The 15,477-nt window shown below is 72.1% G+C and carries 12 protein-coding genes, 1 pseudogene and 1 riboswitch; of the genes and pseudogenes, 4 read left to right on the forward strand and 9 right to left on the reverse strand.

The genetic code is table 11. The features are described 5' to 3' along the window. Nucleotides 1-101 precede the first annotated feature (101 nt). From pgsA to BXA10_RS27055, 3 genes are all read right to left on the reverse strand, one after another. Nucleotides 102-701 carry a CDP-diacylglycerol--glycerol-3-phosphate 3-phosphatidyltransferase gene (gene pgsA, locus BXA10_RS27045; RefSeq protein ID WP_076473718.1) on the reverse strand — a complete coding sequence of 200 codons (600 nt, stop codon included), beginning with the start codon at nt 699-701 and terminating at the stop codon, nt 102-104. 77 nt (nt 702-778) lie between these two features. Beyond that, on the reverse strand, nt 779-2,368 hold the full coding sequence (rimO, locus tag BXA10_RS27050) for a 30S ribosomal protein S12 methylthiotransferase RimO (protein WP_245828552.1): 1,590 nt from the start codon (nt 2,366-2,368) through the stop codon (nt 779-781). A 111-nt stretch (nt 2,369-2,479) separates the two neighbouring features. After that, nucleotides 2,480-3,403, reverse strand: a complete 924-nt coding sequence (locus BXA10_RS27055; protein WP_076473677.1) for an ornithine cyclodeaminase family protein — start codon at nt 3,401-3,403, stop codon at nt 2,480-2,482. A gap of 126 nt (nt 3,404-3,529) precedes the next feature. Beyond that, nucleotides 3,530-3,594: riboswitch (guanidine-III (ykkC-III) riboswitch) on the forward strand. A 58-nt stretch (nt 3,595-3,652) separates the two neighbouring features. On the opposite strand from BXA10_RS27055, the gene BXA10_RS27060 reads away from it, so the two are divergent. After that, nucleotides 3,653-3,967, forward strand: coding sequence for a DMT family transporter (locus BXA10_RS27060; RefSeq protein WP_076473678.1), 315 nt, complete (start codon nt 3,653-3,655; stop codon nt 3,965-3,967). Between the two features lie 117 nt (nt 3,968-4,084). After that, on the forward strand, nt 4,085-4,330 hold the full coding sequence (locus tag BXA10_RS27065; RefSeq protein ID WP_076473719.1) for a hypothetical protein: 246 nt from the start codon (nt 4,085-4,087) through the stop codon (nt 4,328-4,330). Nucleotides 4,331-4,462: 132 nt separating this feature from the next. Here the strand turns inward: BXA10_RS27065 and BXA10_RS32625 are convergent, their stop codons facing one another. Beyond that, entirely contained in the window at nt 4,463-5,596 is a 1,134-nt protein-coding gene (locus BXA10_RS32625; RefSeq protein WP_342742908.1) for an FtsK/SpoIIIE domain-containing protein, read from the reverse strand. A gap of 57 nt (nt 5,597-5,653) precedes the next feature. After that, nucleotides 5,654-8,401 (reverse strand): annotated as a pseudogene (locus BXA10_RS32770) (DNA translocase FtsK 4TM domain-containing protein); the annotation flags it as partial. A 113-nt stretch (nt 8,402-8,514) separates the two neighbouring features. Here BXA10_RS32770 and BXA10_RS27085 point away from each other — a divergent pair. Next, on the forward strand, nt 8,515-8,994 hold the full coding sequence (locus BXA10_RS27085; RefSeq protein ID WP_076473679.1) for a YbjN domain-containing protein: 480 nt from the start codon (nt 8,515-8,517) through the stop codon (nt 8,992-8,994). A gap of 29 nt (nt 8,995-9,023) precedes the next feature. Further along, on the forward strand, nt 9,024-10,718 hold the full coding sequence (locus BXA10_RS27090) for a type III secretion system chaperone family protein (protein ID WP_084753378.1): 1,695 nt from the start codon (nt 9,024-9,026) through the stop codon (nt 10,716-10,718). Between the two features lie 51 nt (nt 10,719-10,769). Here the strand turns inward: BXA10_RS27090 and BXA10_RS27095 are convergent, their stop codons facing one another. The 4 genes from BXA10_RS27095 to BXA10_RS27110 form a co-directional block, all read right to left on the reverse strand. Beyond that, nucleotides 10,770-12,458, reverse strand: a complete 1,689-nt coding sequence (locus tag BXA10_RS27095) for a ribonuclease J (protein ID WP_076473680.1) — start codon at nt 12,456-12,458, stop codon at nt 10,770-10,772. A gap of 52 nt (nt 12,459-12,510) precedes the next feature. Next, nucleotides 12,511-13,437, reverse strand: coding sequence for a 4-hydroxy-tetrahydrodipicolinate synthase (gene dapA / locus BXA10_RS27100; protein ID WP_076473681.1), 927 nt, complete (start codon nt 13,435-13,437; stop codon nt 12,511-12,513). 156 nt (nt 13,438-13,593) lie between these two features. Next, complete coding sequence (locus BXA10_RS27105; protein WP_076473682.1) at nt 13,594-14,214, reverse strand: DUF2752 domain-containing protein; 621 nt, start codon at nt 14,212-14,214, stop codon at nt 13,594-13,596. Beyond that, a complete protein-coding gene (locus BXA10_RS27110) occupies nt 14,211-15,440 on the reverse strand; it encodes a winged helix-turn-helix domain-containing protein (RefSeq protein WP_076473721.1) in 1,230 nt (409 codons plus the stop codon). Before BXA10_RS27110 ends, BXA10_RS27105 begins: the two co-directional genes overlap by 4 nt. Nucleotides 15,441-15,477 lie beyond the last annotated feature (37 nt).

Consider the following 15,477-nt stretch of genomic DNA (forward strand, 5'->3'; position numbering starts at 1 on the left):
ACACCCCCCGGATCATCCAAACGACAGGGGCAGAAAGTCATACCGGGCCAGGCGACCGAGGGTCCCCGGCTGGGGACGATCAAAAAGGTAACGGGTGGGGGTCAGGCGTCGGGGCGGGGGCGGCGTAGGCGTACGGCCTGGGCCAGGTAGTCGAAGCCGGTGGCCACGGTCACCACCACGGCGGCGCCCATGATCCAGGGGCCGACCGGGGCGAGCGCGGCCGGCATCGGCCAGAGGTACCAGGCTATGGCGATGATCTGGAGCGTCGTCTTGATCTTGCCACCGCGACTGGCGGCGATGACGCCGTGCCGGATCACCCAGAATCGCATCGCGGTGATGCCCAGCTCACGCACGAGGATGAGCGCGGTCACCCACCAGGGCAGCCGGTCGTACCAGGAGAGCAGCACCAGGGCGGCACCGGTGAGCGCCTTGTCGGCGATCGGGTCGGCCACCTTCCCCACCGAGGTGACCAGCCCGAACCGGCGCGCGATCCAGCCGTCCACCAGGTCGGTCGCCGAGGCGAACGCGAAGATCAGACAGGCGGCGATCTGCCAGCCGGCGTGGGTCATGGCGGAGACGACCACCGTGGCGGCGAAGACCGGTACCAGCACCAGCCGCAGCGCGGTGAGCGCGTTGGCCGCGTTGAGCAGCGGCACCGGGCCGACCACCCGAGCCGGCGTGGAGTCGGTCGCCTCGGTCACCGCCGCACCCCGCACGGCCGGCCGTGGCGTCTGCCGTACCCCACCACGTGGCCTCCCCGCTCCGTCCGGGCCCGCCGTCACCGTGCCGCGCCGGGCGCCGCCGAGATCATCTCATTCGGTACGGCGAACAGGTCGACCCCTTCGGTGCCAGTCACCGTCGCGCGTACCAGGTCGCCCGGGCGCAGCGCGGCCAGGTCGACTCCGCCGCCCTCGGGGGCGACCAGGGTGGTGGAGCCGTCCACCTCGGGCGCCTGGTGCGCCGCACGCCCCTCCACCACGCCGTCGTCGATCGAGTCGACCAGCACCTCGACCGTCGAGCCGAGCCGCTCCTCGGCCCGCTGCGTGCACAGCTCGTCGGCGAGGGCGCTGAGTTTGTCGTACCGGCGCTTGATCGTCGCGGCGGAGACCTTCCCGGACAGCCCGGCGGCCTCCGTGCCGTCCTCGTCGCTGTAGTCGAACACACCGATCGCGTCGAGTCGCGCCTCGGAGAGGAACCGGACGAGCTCGTTCACGTCGGCGCGGGTCTCGCCGGGGAAACCGACGATGAAGTTGCTGCGCGCCCCCGCCTCGGGCGCGAGGGCCCGGGCGCCGGCCAGCAGCTCGAGGAACCGGTCGGTGGAACCGAAACGACGCATCCGGCGCAGCACCGGCTCGCTCGAATGCTGGAACGACAGGTCGAAGTAGGGCGCGACGCCGGGCGTGGTGGCGATCGCCTCGATCAGGCCGGGCCGGGTCTCGGCCGGCTGGAGGTAGCTCGCCCGCACCCGGACGATGCCGTCGATCGCGGCGAGCTGCGGCAGCAGCTTCTCCAGCGCGCGTGGGTCACCCAGGTCCTTGCCGTACGAGGTGGAGTTCTCGCTCACCAGCACCAGCTCGCGGACGCCGGTCTTGGCCAGCCACTCGGCCTCCGCGAGCAGCTCGTCGGGCGTACGCGAGACGAACGCACCACGGAACGCGGGGATGGCGCAGAACGCGCAGCGCCGGTCGCAGCCGCTGGCCAGCTTCAGCGAGGCGACCGGGCCGGTGTCCAGCCTGCGGCGCAGCACCGGGCGCAGGTGGGCGGGGGTGTGCTCGTCGGCCTCGACGGCGACGCGGGTCGGGGTGCCGTGGCCCGGAAGCGACACCGCTGCCGCACGACGGTTGACCGGGGTGAGCGGAAGCAGTTCCCGCCGGTCGCGCGGGGTGTGCGCGCCGACCTGCTCACCGGCGAGCACCGCGTCGAGCCGGGCGGCGATGTCCGGGTAGTCGTCGAAGCTGAGCACCGCCTGCGCCTCCGGCAGACTCTCGGCCAGCTCCCGGCCGTACCGCTCGGCCATGCAGCCGGCCGCCACGACCTTGGCGCCGGTGTCGGCGGCGGCGAGCAGCGTCTGGATCGAGTCCTGCTTGGCCTTCTCCACGAAGCCGCAGGTGTTGACGACCACCACGTCGGCGCCTTCACCGTCGGTGGTGACCTGCCAGCCGTCGGCGTGCAGCCGGGCGGCCAGCTCCTCCGAGTCGACCTCGTTGCGGGCGCAGCCCAGGGTCAGCAGAGCGACGCGGCGGCCTTCGGCAGCGGGCGCCGAATCGCGGTGCGCCGAGCTGGAGTGGTCGGACGACTGCTCCAGGTCGCGGCGCAGCGCAAGACGTGCCGAGCTGGAGTGGTCGGAAGCGGAGGTGGCAGACACCATCCGAGGGTACCGGGCCGCCCCGGAGCGCCGGTCAACGGCGGCCCGCCGGGCGAGCGAGGGCGCCGTTGATCACCAGCCCCCGGTTTCCGGCGCGGTCGTGCCCGCGACCGCTCAGACCGTGGTCGCACCGACTCGGACCAGGCGGTCCAGCAGGAAGACCTCGGTGCCGCCGAGGCCGACCGAGCAGAAGACGGAGATCTGTTCCGGGTCGGTCCGGCCGGGCTCGGCGCCCGCGAGCACCGCACCGAGGTCGCGCAGGCGCTCGGCGTGCGGGGGCTCGGCGGCCAGCATCGGCGGGGTGTACGCGCCTGCCTGGGCCGGCGAGTCGGTGGCCAGGACGTCGGCGGCGGCGAGCAGGTCTGGACCGAACTCGGCGCGGTCCCGCTGTTTGAACCCGACGGCGTTCACGTGCGTACCTGGCGAGATGTCGGCGGCGTCGACCACCGTGGTGGGGCTGGTGGTGGCGAGGACCACCACGTCCCGGCCGGCGACGGCGGTCGCCGGGTCGTCCACCGGCCGGGCCGCGATGCCCAGCTCGGTGCGGACCCGGGCGGCGAACGCCTCCCGCCGGGCAGCCGAGCGGCTGTACACGGTCACCTCCCGCACCGGGCGCACCGCGGCAGTGGCCCACACCTGCGTCCAGGCCTGCCGACCGGAGCCGATCACGCCGACGGTCGCCGCGTCCGGACGGGCCAGGACGTCGACCGCCACCCCGCCGAGTCCACCGGTACGCCTGGAGCCCAGCTCCTCGCCGACCGCCACCGCCCGCACCGCGCCGGTCCGCCCGTCGTGCAGCACCACGAGCTGCTGGGACTCCGGGTGCCCGAACGTGTCGTACGAGCGGTAGCCGTACCACTCGCCGATGAGGTGACCGGCGGTCAACACCATCCGACCTCCGTCCAGCGACGCCGAGGCCCGTGGCGGGGCGGCCAGCCTCCCGTCGTACGCGGCCAGCAGGGCGGCACGCATGGCGTCGACCGTGGTGGCGGCGTCCAGCGCGGCAGACACCTCCGCGTCGGAGTAGAAGAGGGTCATGACCGGTAATACTGCAAGTTGAAGCGAGGTTTAGGTCAATGGTCGTGGTGTGGTCGGCCCGTCCCCGCCGACGTCCGACCCGATGATCGCCACGCACCCCGGCGGGCGGTGCTACCGTCGGCTCCGGTGGTGCTGGTTCGGCCACCCCGGACGAGCGGCGGGCGTACCCGGTCAGGCGAAGACGCCCCGACATGTGTGAACCGACTCGTCCCGGCCCGTTGGTCCGGGCGCTGTGCGAAGGTGGCGGCGATGGCCTGGATCGTGCTGGTGCTCTCCGGACTCCTCGAGACGGCGTGGGCGGTCGCCCTGGACCGCAGCGCCGGGTTCAGCCGCCCCCTGCCCTCGGTGGTCTTCGTGGTCGCCCTGGTGTGCAGCATGGCCGGCCTGGCGTACGCGCTGCGCGACATCCCGGTCGGCACCGGGTATGCGGTGTGGGTCGGCATCGGCGCGGTGGGCACCGCCCTGGTCGGCATGCTCGCGTTGAACGAGCCGACCAGCCTGCCCCGGATCCTCTGCCTCCTCCTCGTGATCGCCGGCGTGGTCGGTCTGAAGTTCTTCCACTGAGCCGCGCCGGTGGGCACCCGCCCGGTGCGATCCACCGGCATCGACTCCCGTGCGTACGCCGGCGACGAACTGGGTAGTGCTCCGCCGACAGCCACTGCTCTCACCACGGAGGACGTCATGGCCGACATTCCGACCACCGCCCGCCCCCGCAGCAGCGCGGCACGCGTCTGCACGATCCTGGGCTTCGTCTTCGCGGTCCTCGCGCTCTTCCTGTCCCCGCTGATCTTCGGGGTGATCGGCTTGATCCTCGGCATCGTCGGCGCGGTGCTCGGCGACAAGCCGCTCGGCTGGTACGCGGCCGCGGCGAGCGTGGTCGGGGCGATCCTCGGCTACGTCATCGCGATGGCGATCATCAACTCCTGACCGGCAATTACCCGGAGCCCGCCGGCCGACCGGCGGGCTCCGTCGCGACCCGCCGGCCCGGTCGCCATCCGGACGCCGGCGGCCAAGTCGGCGACGGTGCGGATCGCGAGGAACTCCTCCGCCGGTGCGGTGTCAGTCGCCGCCGCCGCGGATGCCGACCAGGACCTCCTCGAGCTCGTCCGGCTTGACCAGCACGTCCCGGGCCTTGGAGCCCTCCGAGGGCCCGACGACGCCCCGCGTCTCCATCAGGTCCATGAGCCGGCCGGCCTTGGCGAAGCCCACCCGCAGCTTCCGCTGCAGCATCGAGGTGGAGCCGAACTGCGAGGTCACCACCAGCTCGACCGCCTGCAGCAACAGGTCGAGGTCGTCGCCGATGTCCTCGTCGATCTTCTTCTTGCTCTCCTGCGCCACGGTCAGCACGTCCGAGCGGAACTCCGGTTCGCGCTGGTCCTTGCAGAACTTGACCACATCGGCGATCTCGCGCTCGGTGACCCAGGCGCCCTGGATGCGGATCGGCTTCGACGCACCCATCGGCAGGAAGAGCCCGTCGCCACGGCCGAGCAGCTTCTCCGCGCCGGGCTGGTCGAGGATGACCCGCGAGTCGGCCAGCGACGAGGTGGCGAACGCGAGTCGGGACGGCACGTTCGCCTTGATGAGACCGGTGACCACGTCGACCGAGGGGCGCTGGGTGGCCAGGACCAGGTGGATACCGGCGGCCCGGGCGAGCTGCGTGATCCGGACGATGGAATCCTCCACGTCCCGCGGGGCGACCATCATGAGGTCGGCCAGCTCGTCCACGATCACCAGTAGATACGGGTACGGCCGCAGCTCCCGCTCGCTGCCCGGCGGGGCCTTGATCTCGCCGTTGCGCACCTTGCGGTTGAAGTCGTCGATGTGCCGGACCCCGTTGGCGGCGAGGTCGTCGTAGCGCATGTCCATCTCGCGGACGACCCACTCCAGCGAGTCGGCCGCCTTCTTCGGGTTGGTCACGATCGGCGTGACCAGGTGCGGGATGCCCTCGTAGCCGGTCAGCTCGACCCGCTTGGGGTCAACCAGCAACAGCCGCACCTCGTCAGGTGTCGCCCGGGTGAGGATCGACACCAGCAGAGAGTTCAGCAGGCTGGAGTTGTGCGTCGGAACGAGGGTGCGCCCGGCCAGGAAAAGATGACTCGGGCTGTCCACCTCGATGCATCGCACCGGGACCGACGGCACCGGTCGCACATCCACGATGTAGCGCCGCGACGTGCTGGGACGAGTCTGCGTCACCTGACGGGCAAGCTTCCTGGTCAGTCGGAAGACCTTGTCATCAGGTGTGAAGTGGATCCGGTAACAGGTCGACGTTTCGGGACGCCTGCCCCTGACCGCCTTCGTGGTCATGGTCGCCTGGTAACCCAGGCTGAGAATGAGTTCGAGAGCGTCGTGAGCCAGCCGCTCGCAGGTAAGTGCGAGTTCCACTCCCCCACGCTTCGACACGGTGCCGTCGGTGTCCAACAATCCGGCCAGCAGCGCCCGCCGCTGACTCTCGGACGCTCGGAGGTAGACCGTTGGAATATGCTTCTCACCGATTTCACGGAACAGGGCGCGCATAGTGCGGTACGAGGCTCGGTCGGTGCTCCTTACCGGGCCGGCCGGCAGTTCACCCTCGGACACCGCTCTCCTGCGGGCCAAGTACACGGCAGTGACAGACACGCCGACCCGTCGGGCCGCTGCCGGTCCGCTCATGCCCTGAGACACGAGGCGCAGAGCTTCCGAGACGCGCAGTTCGCGCTGCTGCCGATTGGAAATCGTGTAATGGATACGGCCTCTGGGTTGTCTGATGACCTCGTAACCGTCCAGCCGGATCTGATCCAAAATCTCGTCCTCGGCGCACGTGAAACCGGCGGTGCCTGCCGTGCCGTCTCCCAACCAACAACCAAGGGTGTAGGGCGCGATGGGCAGCTGCTGATCCGAGCAGAGCAGCGGCCGAGCCACATCAACGGCGTGGTTCGCCCACTTTCCGTTGGGGCCGACGCGCAGGGTCTCCGCGATCTCCCGCGTCGTCACGGTCCTCTCGTCGTGGGCTTTCCTGCCGCTTGAACGGCCGGGAGCGAGAATCCGTCGAGCCAGCGCCTCGTACAGACGGTGGCTGGAGTAGGTCGGTACCCATCGAGTGATCCGGCGGCCGCCACGGTCGTAGGATGCTCGGCCGAGCATCTGCTCTCCAGGTACCGTCCTGAGCACCTGGTAGAGGACGTTCCGGAAACGATCGCCGAGATCCGTCATCAACTCGCTGGTGGATATGGGCCGATCGGGCTCGTCCAGCACCGCTCGCGCCCGATGAGAGATCAGCTCACGATCGGCCTCCGTCCAGTAGAAACCGTCCTTCCACCGCTGTCTGCGCTGGGTGCGCCCAGCCCGCGTCGTCGTCCGCCACTCATGGTTGGCGTCGGCCACGATGACCGTGCCATCGGAGAACTCGACCTCGTAACACGGGCGCCCCTGCATGACCGCCGTCGCCGCGACCACGGTGCACGGCTGCCCCTGTTCGTCGAACACCTGGTCACCCACGCACAGGTCAGCCATGGTGGACCAACCGGTGGGCGTGGCAATCGGCGTGTCGAGGGCCAGAGCCTTGCCGGCTCCGGTCGCACCCGCCACGAGAATGTGCGGCATCTTGGCCAGGTTGGCGACGACGTAGCCGCCCTCGATGTCCTTGCCGAGCGCCACGACCATCGGATGGTGGTCGGCGGTGGCGGCCCGGGAGCGCAGGACGTCGCCGAGGGCGACGTTCTCCGGGTCGGTGTTGGGGATCTCCACGCCGACCGCGCTCTTGCCCGGGATCGGGCTGAGGATCCGTACGTCCGGCGACTTGACCGCGTACGCGATGTTCCGGGAGAGCTGGGTGATCCGCTCGACCTTGACGCCCGGTCCCAGCTCCACCTCGTAGCGGGTGACCGTCGGACCCCGGGTGAAGCCCGTCACCGCGGCGTCCACGTCGAACTGATCGAAGACGCCGGTGAGCGCGGCGATCACCTCGTCGTTCGCCTTGCTCCGGGTCTTCGGCGCCGCCCCGCTGCCGAGCAGGTTGGCCGGCGGCAGCGTGTAGTCGCCCGCCAGGCCGGTCAGCGCGAGCTGCTCGGCGCGGGTGGGCAGCGGCGAGTGCTCCGGCGGTTCGGCCGGCTTCCGGCTGACCGGCACCTTGGTCGGCGGCGTGCGGGTCAGCACGAGGGTGTCCTGCAGGTCGACGCCGTCGAGGTCCTCGAAGGCCTCCGGGTCGACGGGCGGAGGCGTACGCTTCGCCGGGCGCTTCCGGGCCGGCTTGACCGGGGCCTCCTCTGGCTCGTCCTCCTTGGGCGGTGCGGCGACCAGCGTGCCGGCCAGCATCCCGAGCCGTTCCGGGATCTTGTTGATCGGTGTCGCGGTGACGACCAGCAGCCCGAACAGGAGCAGCAGGATGAGTAGCGGAATCGCGACCCAGGCGGTGACCGCCCGCTCGAGCAGGCTGCCGATGCCGGCGCCGATCAGACCACCCGCGAAGTCACGTTCCGCCGGGTCGACCGGCGCCTGTCCAATGTGCAGCATGGCCGCCGTGGCGAGCAGCATCGACCCCCAGCCGACCAGGCCACGGCCCCGGTGCTGCGGATCGGCCGGCTGGCGCATCAGCCGCCACGCGCCGATCCCGAGCAGCACCGGTACGACCACGGAGATCGCGCCCAGGAAGAGTCGTACGGTGTCGGCCAGCCGCTCCCCCACCGGGCCCGCGCCGGAGAACCAGATTCCCACGGCGCTGAGCAGCGCGAGGCCGAACAGCAGCAGCCCGGCCCCGTCGCGCCGGTGCTCCGGATCGAGCTCGCGGGCCGAGGCCGCCTGACGGCCGGCGGCCCGGACCGCCCAGCCCATCCCGTGCGCCAGTCCCATCCACAGCGCACCGATCGCGCGTCCGACGTAGACGGCGGGTCCCGGACGGGTGGCTCGGGTGCGGCGCCGGACCGGAGCGCGGGTCTTCTTCGCCGGTTGGCGGGCGCGGTTGTTCGTCGCACCGCGCGGCGACGCGCCGCGCCGCCGGCTCGCCTGAGAGGTACGGCCCGCCATAGCATCACCGTAACGGCGCGGCCGGGTGGATCGCCGCTTTTCCGGGTCGTGTCCGCGCGTCGCAGCGCGGACTCCGCCGCATGACGTGATATCTGCCTCAGAAGGGATGCCCGATGGCGTCGCCGGGAAGCGAGGACGGTCCGGACGGGCCCCTGGCCGGACACCCGCGACGGCTGCGACCGCTGACCGACGAGCTGATCGCCGCGGTGCTGGGCAACCGCGGGTACGCCGTGACCGCCGACGCCGACGGCGAGCTGGTCGGTCGCTGGGAGGACAACCTGGTGTGGTTCCTGCGGCTCGGTGAGGCCGGTGAACTGTTGCAGATCCGCACCATGGTCGCGCCGACCTTCCACATCGAGCAGGTCCCCGCGCTGCACGCCTTCTGCAACTCGTGGAACCACGAGCGGCTCTGGCCGAAGGCGTTCGTCCACGTCGACGACGACGGTGCGGCCCGGGTCTGCGGCGAGGTGATCACGGACCTGGAACGCGGCGTCACCCCGCACCAGCTGGACCAGTTGCTCGACTGCGGCATCTCCACGGGCTGCCAGCTCGCCACGGCGGTCGGGCGACTCCCCCGGGGACCCCTGCCGTGAGTGGGCCCGGCGGGCGGCCCCGTCGTGAGATGAGCGGGCCCGGTGGTCCGCGCGGCGGGGACGCCAGCGGCCCTGCGGGCCGCCCGGACCGTGGTGCCCGCGGGCCCGGCGGACGGATCGCCCCGCTCGGTGACCTCGGCCTCGTCGGGCAGGGCCGCGCGCCGGCCGGCCGCAGCCGCGAGCTGGTGGCCGCGCTCGCCGAGGTTCGCGACCAGCCCGACGGTCCGGCCCGGCTGGTGGAGCTGGAGCGGATCGCCGCCCAGGCCGACGCGGCCGGCGACGACCGGTCCGCCGTCGAGGCGCGGGTCGCGTTGATCGAGACGGCCCTGCTCCACGGTGAACGGTGGCGGCTCGTCGAACCGGCGCGGCGTTGCCTGGCCGTCCTCGACCGCCGCCCGGAGATCTTCACCGAGGCCGAGGGTGAGCTGCTGACGCGCTATCAGCGGTACGCGATCGAAGCACTGCTCGGCACCCCGCGCGTCGGACTCGACCAGGCCCGGACGGTCGACGACCTGGCCCGCCGGATCGGTGCCGACACCGAGGCGGTGGCCGAGCTCCGCTGCCAGATCGCCGACCACCTGGGCGACGAGCCGACCGCCCGGGAGTGGTACGAGCGCTGGGCGGCCGCCGAACCCGGCGCGGTCGGTGGCTGCCCCGGGTGCGCACCGGCGCGGCGGGCGGAGCTGCTGGCCGGCTGGGGCGACCAGACCGCCGCGCTGGACGAGCTGCGCGACGTCCTCGACGGCGCGGTCGACTGCACGGACCAGCCGGAGCGGGCGCTCACCGCGGCGCTGCTGCCGTGGCTGAGGCAGGGCGAGCCGGAGCTGGCCGGCGCCGCGCACGTGCGGGCGTACCGGCGGCACCGTGGCGAACGGGGTTCCTTCCCGCACCTCGCCACCCACCTGCGGTTCTGTGTGCTCGGCGGGCATCCGGGTCGGGCGCTCGACATTCTCGCCGAGCAGCTGCCCCGGCTCGATCAGCCGTACGACGATCTCTCCGCGATGGAGTTCGCCGCCGCCGGAGCGCTGGTCTGCAACCTCGCCGTCGAGGCGGGGCTGGGCGGGCGCACGGTGCGCCGGCCGGCGTACGGGCAGCGGCCGGTCGCCGAACTCGATGTCGCGACGCTCGGCGGCGTACTGCTCGGCGTGGCCACCGAGCTGGCCGGCAGCTTCGACGCCCGAAACGGCACCGGGCACCAGTCCGGCCGGATCGCCGCCTGGCTGGCCGAACGGCCGGTGGCCGTACCGGTGCCGCTCGCTGCGGACGACCCGGCCGACGGGACGGACGGCCCGGACGACGATCCGGAGCCGGCCGACCTGGAGCCGGTACCCCTGACGCTGTCCATGATCACCGATGCGCTGGACCGGCGCGGCGACCGGTACGCGGTGGAGTCCGACGCGACGGTGGTCGGTCGCTGGGGCGATGCGGTGATCCAGTTCCGGCAGCTCGGGGAACGGGGCGAGATCCTGCACGCCCGGTCGCTCGCCACCCGTCGTCTCCCGGCCGCCCGCCGCGCCGAGGCGTACGCGTTCTGCAACGCCTGGAACCACGACCGGCTGCTGCCGAAGGCGTACGTGCACGACCCCGACGGTGAGCTGGTGCTGGCCGGCGACGTCAGCACGGACCTGGCGCACGGGGTGGCCCCGGCGCAGCTCGCTGTGTTGCTGAACGCGGCGATCACCACGGGCGTCGCGTACGCCGAAGCGGTCGCGGCGCTGCCCTGACGGCCACCCGGCCCGTGCCGTGGCGGCCGGGCCGGTGGCGCGTCGGTCCGGTCAGACCTCGACCACGGTGGGCACGATCATCGGGCGGCGACGGTATGCGTCGTTCACCCAGCGTCCCACCGTGCGGCGGACGATCTGCTGAAGCTGGTGGGGGTCGGTGATCCCGTCCGCGGCGGCCCGGTTCAGCGCCTCGGTGACCAACGGGATGACGTCGTTGAACGCCCCCGGGTCCTCGGAGAAGCCCTTCGCCGAAACGGTCGGGCCGGCCACCACCTTGCCGGTGACCGAGTCGACCACGACGGTGGCGGCGATGAACCCGCCGTCACCGAGGATCCGCCGCTCGGTCAGCAGCGACTCGCTCACGTCACCGACGGCGAGACCGTCGACGTAGACGTACCGGCTCTTCACGCGGCCGACCAGGCTGGCCCGCCCCTCGACCAGGTCGACGACGTCGCCGTCCTCGCAGAGCACCACCCGGTCGGCGGCCACGCCGGACTCGATGCCGAGGCGCGCGTGCGCCCGCAGGTGGCGCCACTCGCCGTGCACCGGCATCAGGTTGCTGGGCCGGACCACGTTGAGCAGGTAGAGCAGCTCGCCGGCCGGGGCGTGCCCGGAGACGTGCACCTTGGCCACGTCCTTGTGCACGACCACCGCGCCGGCCCGGGCCAGCCGGTTGATGACCCGGTAGACGGAGGTCTCGTTGCCCGGCACCAGCGACGAGGCCAACACGACGGTGTCGCCGGGGGCGATGGTGATGTGCCGGTGGTCGCCGCTGGCCATCCGGCCGAGCGCGCTCATCGGCTCGCCCTGCGAACCGGTAGACATCAGCACGATCTGCTCGGGAGGCAGCGTGGTCGCCTCCTCGATCCCGACGACCAGGCCGGCCGGGATGTTGAGCAGGCCGAGGTCCCGGGCGATGCCCATGTTGCGGACCATGGACCGGCCGATCAGCGCGACCTTGCGGCCGTGCTCCACCGCGGAATCGAAGACCTGCTGCACGCGGTGCACGTGCGAGGCGAACGAGGCCACGATGATCCGGCCCTTGGCCTTCGCGAAGATCGAGTCGAGCACCGGCCCGATCTCCCGTTCCGGGGTGACGAAGCCGGGGATCTCCGCGTTGGTGGAGTCCGACAGCAGCAGGTCCACACCCTCCGCGCCGAGCCGGGCGAACCCGGCCAGGTCGGTGATCCGGCCGTCCAGCGGAAGCTGGTCCATCTTGAAGTCGCCGGTGTGCAGCACCAGGCCGGCGGGGGTACGCACGGCCACCGCGAGCGCGTCCGGGATCGAGTGGTTCACCGCGAAGAACTCGCACTCGAACGGGCCGAGCTGCTCCCGGCCGCCCTCCCGCACGGTGAGCGTGTAGGGCTGGATGCGCCGCTCGGCGAGCTTCGCCTCGACCAGGGCGAGGGTGAACTGCGAGCCGACCAGCGGGATGTCCGGCTTGTGCGCGAGCAGGTACGGCACCGCGCCGATGTGGTCCTCATGGCCGTGGGTGAGCACGATCGCCTGCACGTCGTCGAGCCGGTCCAGGATCGGCCCGAAGTCGGGCAGGATCAGGTCCACGCCGGGCTGCTCGACGTCGGGGAAGAGCACGCCGCAGTCGATCACCAGCAGCTTGCCGTCGTACTCGAAGACGGTCATGTTCCGACCGATGGCGCCGAGCCCGCCGAGCGGGATGATCCGCAGCCCGCCCTCCGGCAGTGGTGGGGGGAGTTCCGCCTCGATGTGCGCCTCGGTCACGCTTGCACCTCATTCTGCGACGCCGTCACCGGGCGTCCGTCGTGTCGTTCGGTCATTCGGAAAGCTCGAGGTCCGCTGCGGCGAAGTCGGCGCGCAGCTGGGTGATCTCGTCGTCGGTGGCGTCGACCAGCGGGGGCCGCACCGGCCCGGCGGGCAGGCCGGCCACCTTCAGGCCCGCCTTCACCAGGATGACTCCCTGGGTACGGAAGATGCCCGTGTAGAGCGGCAGCAGCCGGCGGTGCAGGGCGAGCGCGGCGGCGTTGTCACCCGCGTCGTACGCCTCGATCATCTGCTTGGTCAGCGCGCCGGTGAAGTGGGTGGAGGTGCCGACCACGCCGACCGCGCCGACAGCCAGGGCGGGCAGCGTGAGCGAATCCTCACCGCTGTAGAAGGCCAGGTTGGTGCGGCTGGTCACCCAGCTGGTCGCCGTCAGGTCGCCCTTGGCGTCCTTCACCGCGACGATCCGCGCGTGCTCCGCGAGACGCACCATCGTCTCGGTGGCGATCGGCACCCCGGCGCGGTGGGGGATGTCGTAGAGCATCACCGGCAGGCCGGTGGCGTCCGCGACGGCGGTGAAGTGTCGCAGCAACCCGCTCTGCGGCGGCTTGTTGTAGTACGGCGTCACCACCAGCAGCCCGTGCGCGCCCGCCTTCTCGGCGGCGACGGCCAGCTCGACGGTGTGCCGGGTGTCGTTCGTGCCGACCCCGGCCACGACCTTGGCCCGGTCGCCGACCGCCTCCGTGACGACCCGGATCAGGCGCTCCTTCTCCGCGTCGCTGGTGGTCGGCGACTCGCCGGTGGTGCCGTTGACCACCAGCGCGTCGTTGCCCTGCTCGTCGACCAGATGGTTCGCCAGTCGGGCGGCGCCGTCGAGGTCGAGCTCGCCCTCGGCGGTGAACGGGGTCACCATGGCGGTGAGCACCCGCCCGAAGGGACGGGACACCGCCCGGGCGGGGGTGTCAGGGTGGTCGTGCGTCATCCTCTTAACCTAGCGGACGACCCGGGAGCACCCGCCGGGGAAGGGCTCAGCAGCGCTCTGCGTACGGGCTCGGCACCACCTCGTGTCGCCCGGCAGGGTGGAGATCACAACGCCGGCGAAGACCTCCCGCCGCAGCCTGCCGTTCCTCACCACCGGTCAGACGTAAAGGGACGTGAACGGGGTCCAGGGAAGATTGCGCAGCACCGAGAAGGCGAGCCAGGCGACCATGAAACCGCCGATCATCTTGTTGCTGATGCGCAGCTCGGGCAACCGCCAGCCGAACGCCTGCCGGCCCGCCCAGGCGACGAAGAGGTACGCCAGGAAGGGCAGCGCGAAGACGAAGACGAAGTGGTGCCGGGCGGCCGCGGGCAGGTCGCCGTGCACCACGTACCAGAGCGCACGGGTGCCGCCGCAGCCCGGGCAGTCGAGCCCGGTGGTCAGCTTGAGAATGCAACTGGGTGCCGCCGTGGGATCCGACCGGGTCGGATCGCTGATCAACGTGTAGGCGATGCCCAACGCGACGCAGCCGAGCGCGGCCAGCGGCACGGCCCACCGGGGCGAGCGATCGTAGAGCCGGACCACGAACCGGGTGAACCGGTCGGGCTCCGGCACCGGGTAGGGCGGCGGGTATGCCGCCGTGACATCCGTCGGCCAGCCGGCCGGTGAGGTCGTGCCGGGAGCCGCGACAGCTCCGTTGGCCGCACCGGGTGGCGGGACCGCGCCGGCCGGCGGCTGCGGTGGGACGGCGGGCCCGTCAACGCTCGTCACGCGATTCACCGTACACCTGCGACGCCGACCAACGCGGCGGCCAGTGGACCGGCCAGGTCGCCCGCGGCGGGCGGCGCCACCGAGTCGAGACCGAGCCAACCGGCGAGCCGGTAGAGCTCCGCGGCGAGCGCCACTGCGGTCTCGCCCGGCTCGGCGCCCGGCTCGACCCAGGCGGCGGGTACCAGCAGCGCACGTGCCTTCCGGTCGGCCTTCAGGTCGACCCGAGCGGTGAAGCGCTCCCCCTGGAGGAAGGGGAGCACGTAGTAGCCGTGCACGCGTTGCGGGGCCGGGACGTAGATCTCGATGCGGTAGCTGAAGTCGAAGAGCCGCTCGGTGCGGTTGCGCTCCCACACCAGCGGGTCGAAGGGGCTGACCAGGGTGTTGCCCCGCACCCAGCGCGGTAGCCGGGCCGAGGCGTGCAGCCAGGCGGGCTGCCGCCAACCCGCCACGGTGACCGGCAGCAGTTCGCCGGACTCGGTGAGCTCGGCGATGGCCTGCCGGGCCCCGGCGACCGGAAGGCGGAAGTAGTCGCGCAGCTCCAGTTCGGCGGCGACCCCGAGCGACCGGGCGGCCACCGCCACCAGCGTCCGGTACGCCTCGGCGTCGGTCGGGGTGGGGGCGGCCAGCGCCGCGGCGGGGAGCACCCGCTCGGGCAGATCGTAGCGGCGGGCGAACGAGGTGGTGCGCTCGGCCGCGCTCACCTCGCCGGCCCAGAAGAGGAACTCCAACGCCCGCTTCACCGCCGACCAGTTCCACCCCCAGTTGCCGGTCTCACGGGGCGCGTCGTGCTCGATCTCGGCGGCGGTCAGCGGACCCCGGGCGGCCACCTCGTCGCGTACCCAGGCGACCAGCTCGGGCTGTTCCTGGGCGATCCGGCGCATGCCGCCCCAGGCCTCGCTGTGTGCCCGGGCCATCCGCCAGCGCAGCGCGGCGTGCAGCCCGACCGGGACCAGGGACGCCTCGTGCCCCCAGTACTCGAAGAGATCGCGGGGGCGGCGGTAGGCCGCCGTGTCGAGCAGGCTGGTCGGGTAGGGCCCGAGCCGGCTGTAGAGCGGCAGGTAGTGCGCGCGTTGCAGCACGTTGACCGAGTCCATCTGGATCAGCCCGACCCGGTCCAGCACCCGGCGCAGGTGACGACGGGTCGGCACGCCGGTGGGCGCGGGATCGGCGAAGCCCTGGGCGGCGAGCGCCACCCGGCGGGCCTGGGCCAGCGAGAGCGATTCCGGAGCGGCCATCGCGGCGACCCTAACCCAGCGGTCCGACACCCCGGCG

The organism is Micromonospora avicenniae (assembly GCF_900156065.1).
Classification (GTDB): Bacteria; Actinomycetota; Actinomycetes; order Mycobacteriales; family Micromonosporaceae; genus Micromonospora; species Micromonospora avicenniae.

Excerpts from the sequence above, each read along its gene's own strand:
- BXA10_RS27085 (WP_076473679.1), top strand. The coding sequence starts at position 8,515 with ATGGCGTCGCCGGGAAGCGAGGACGGTCCGGACGGGCCCCTGGCCGGA.
- BXA10_RS27055 (WP_076473677.1), bottom strand. The coding sequence starts at position 3,403 with ATGACCCTCTTCTACTCCGACGCGGAGGTGTCTGCCGCGCTGGACGCC.
- BXA10_RS27110 (WP_076473721.1), bottom strand. The coding sequence starts at position 15,440 with ATGGCCGCTCCGGAATCGCTCTCGCTGGCCCAGGCCCGCCGGGTGGCG.
- dapA (WP_076473681.1), bottom strand. The coding sequence starts at position 13,437 with ATGACGCACGACCACCCTGACACCCCCGCCCGGGCGGTGTCCCGTCCC.
- BXA10_RS27060 (WP_076473678.1), top strand. The coding sequence starts at position 3,653 with ATGGCCTGGATCGTGCTGGTGCTCTCCGGACTCCTCGAGACGGCGTGG.
- BXA10_RS27090 (WP_084753378.1), top strand. The coding sequence starts at position 9,024 with ATGAGCGGGCCCGGTGGTCCGCGCGGCGGGGACGCCAGCGGCCCTGCG.
- rimO (WP_245828552.1), bottom strand. The coding sequence starts at position 2,368 with ATGGTGTCTGCCACCTCCGCTTCCGACCACTCCAGCTCGGCACGTCTT.
- BXA10_RS27065 (WP_076473719.1), top strand. The coding sequence starts at position 4,085 with ATGGCCGACATTCCGACCACCGCCCGCCCCCGCAGCAGCGCGGCACGC.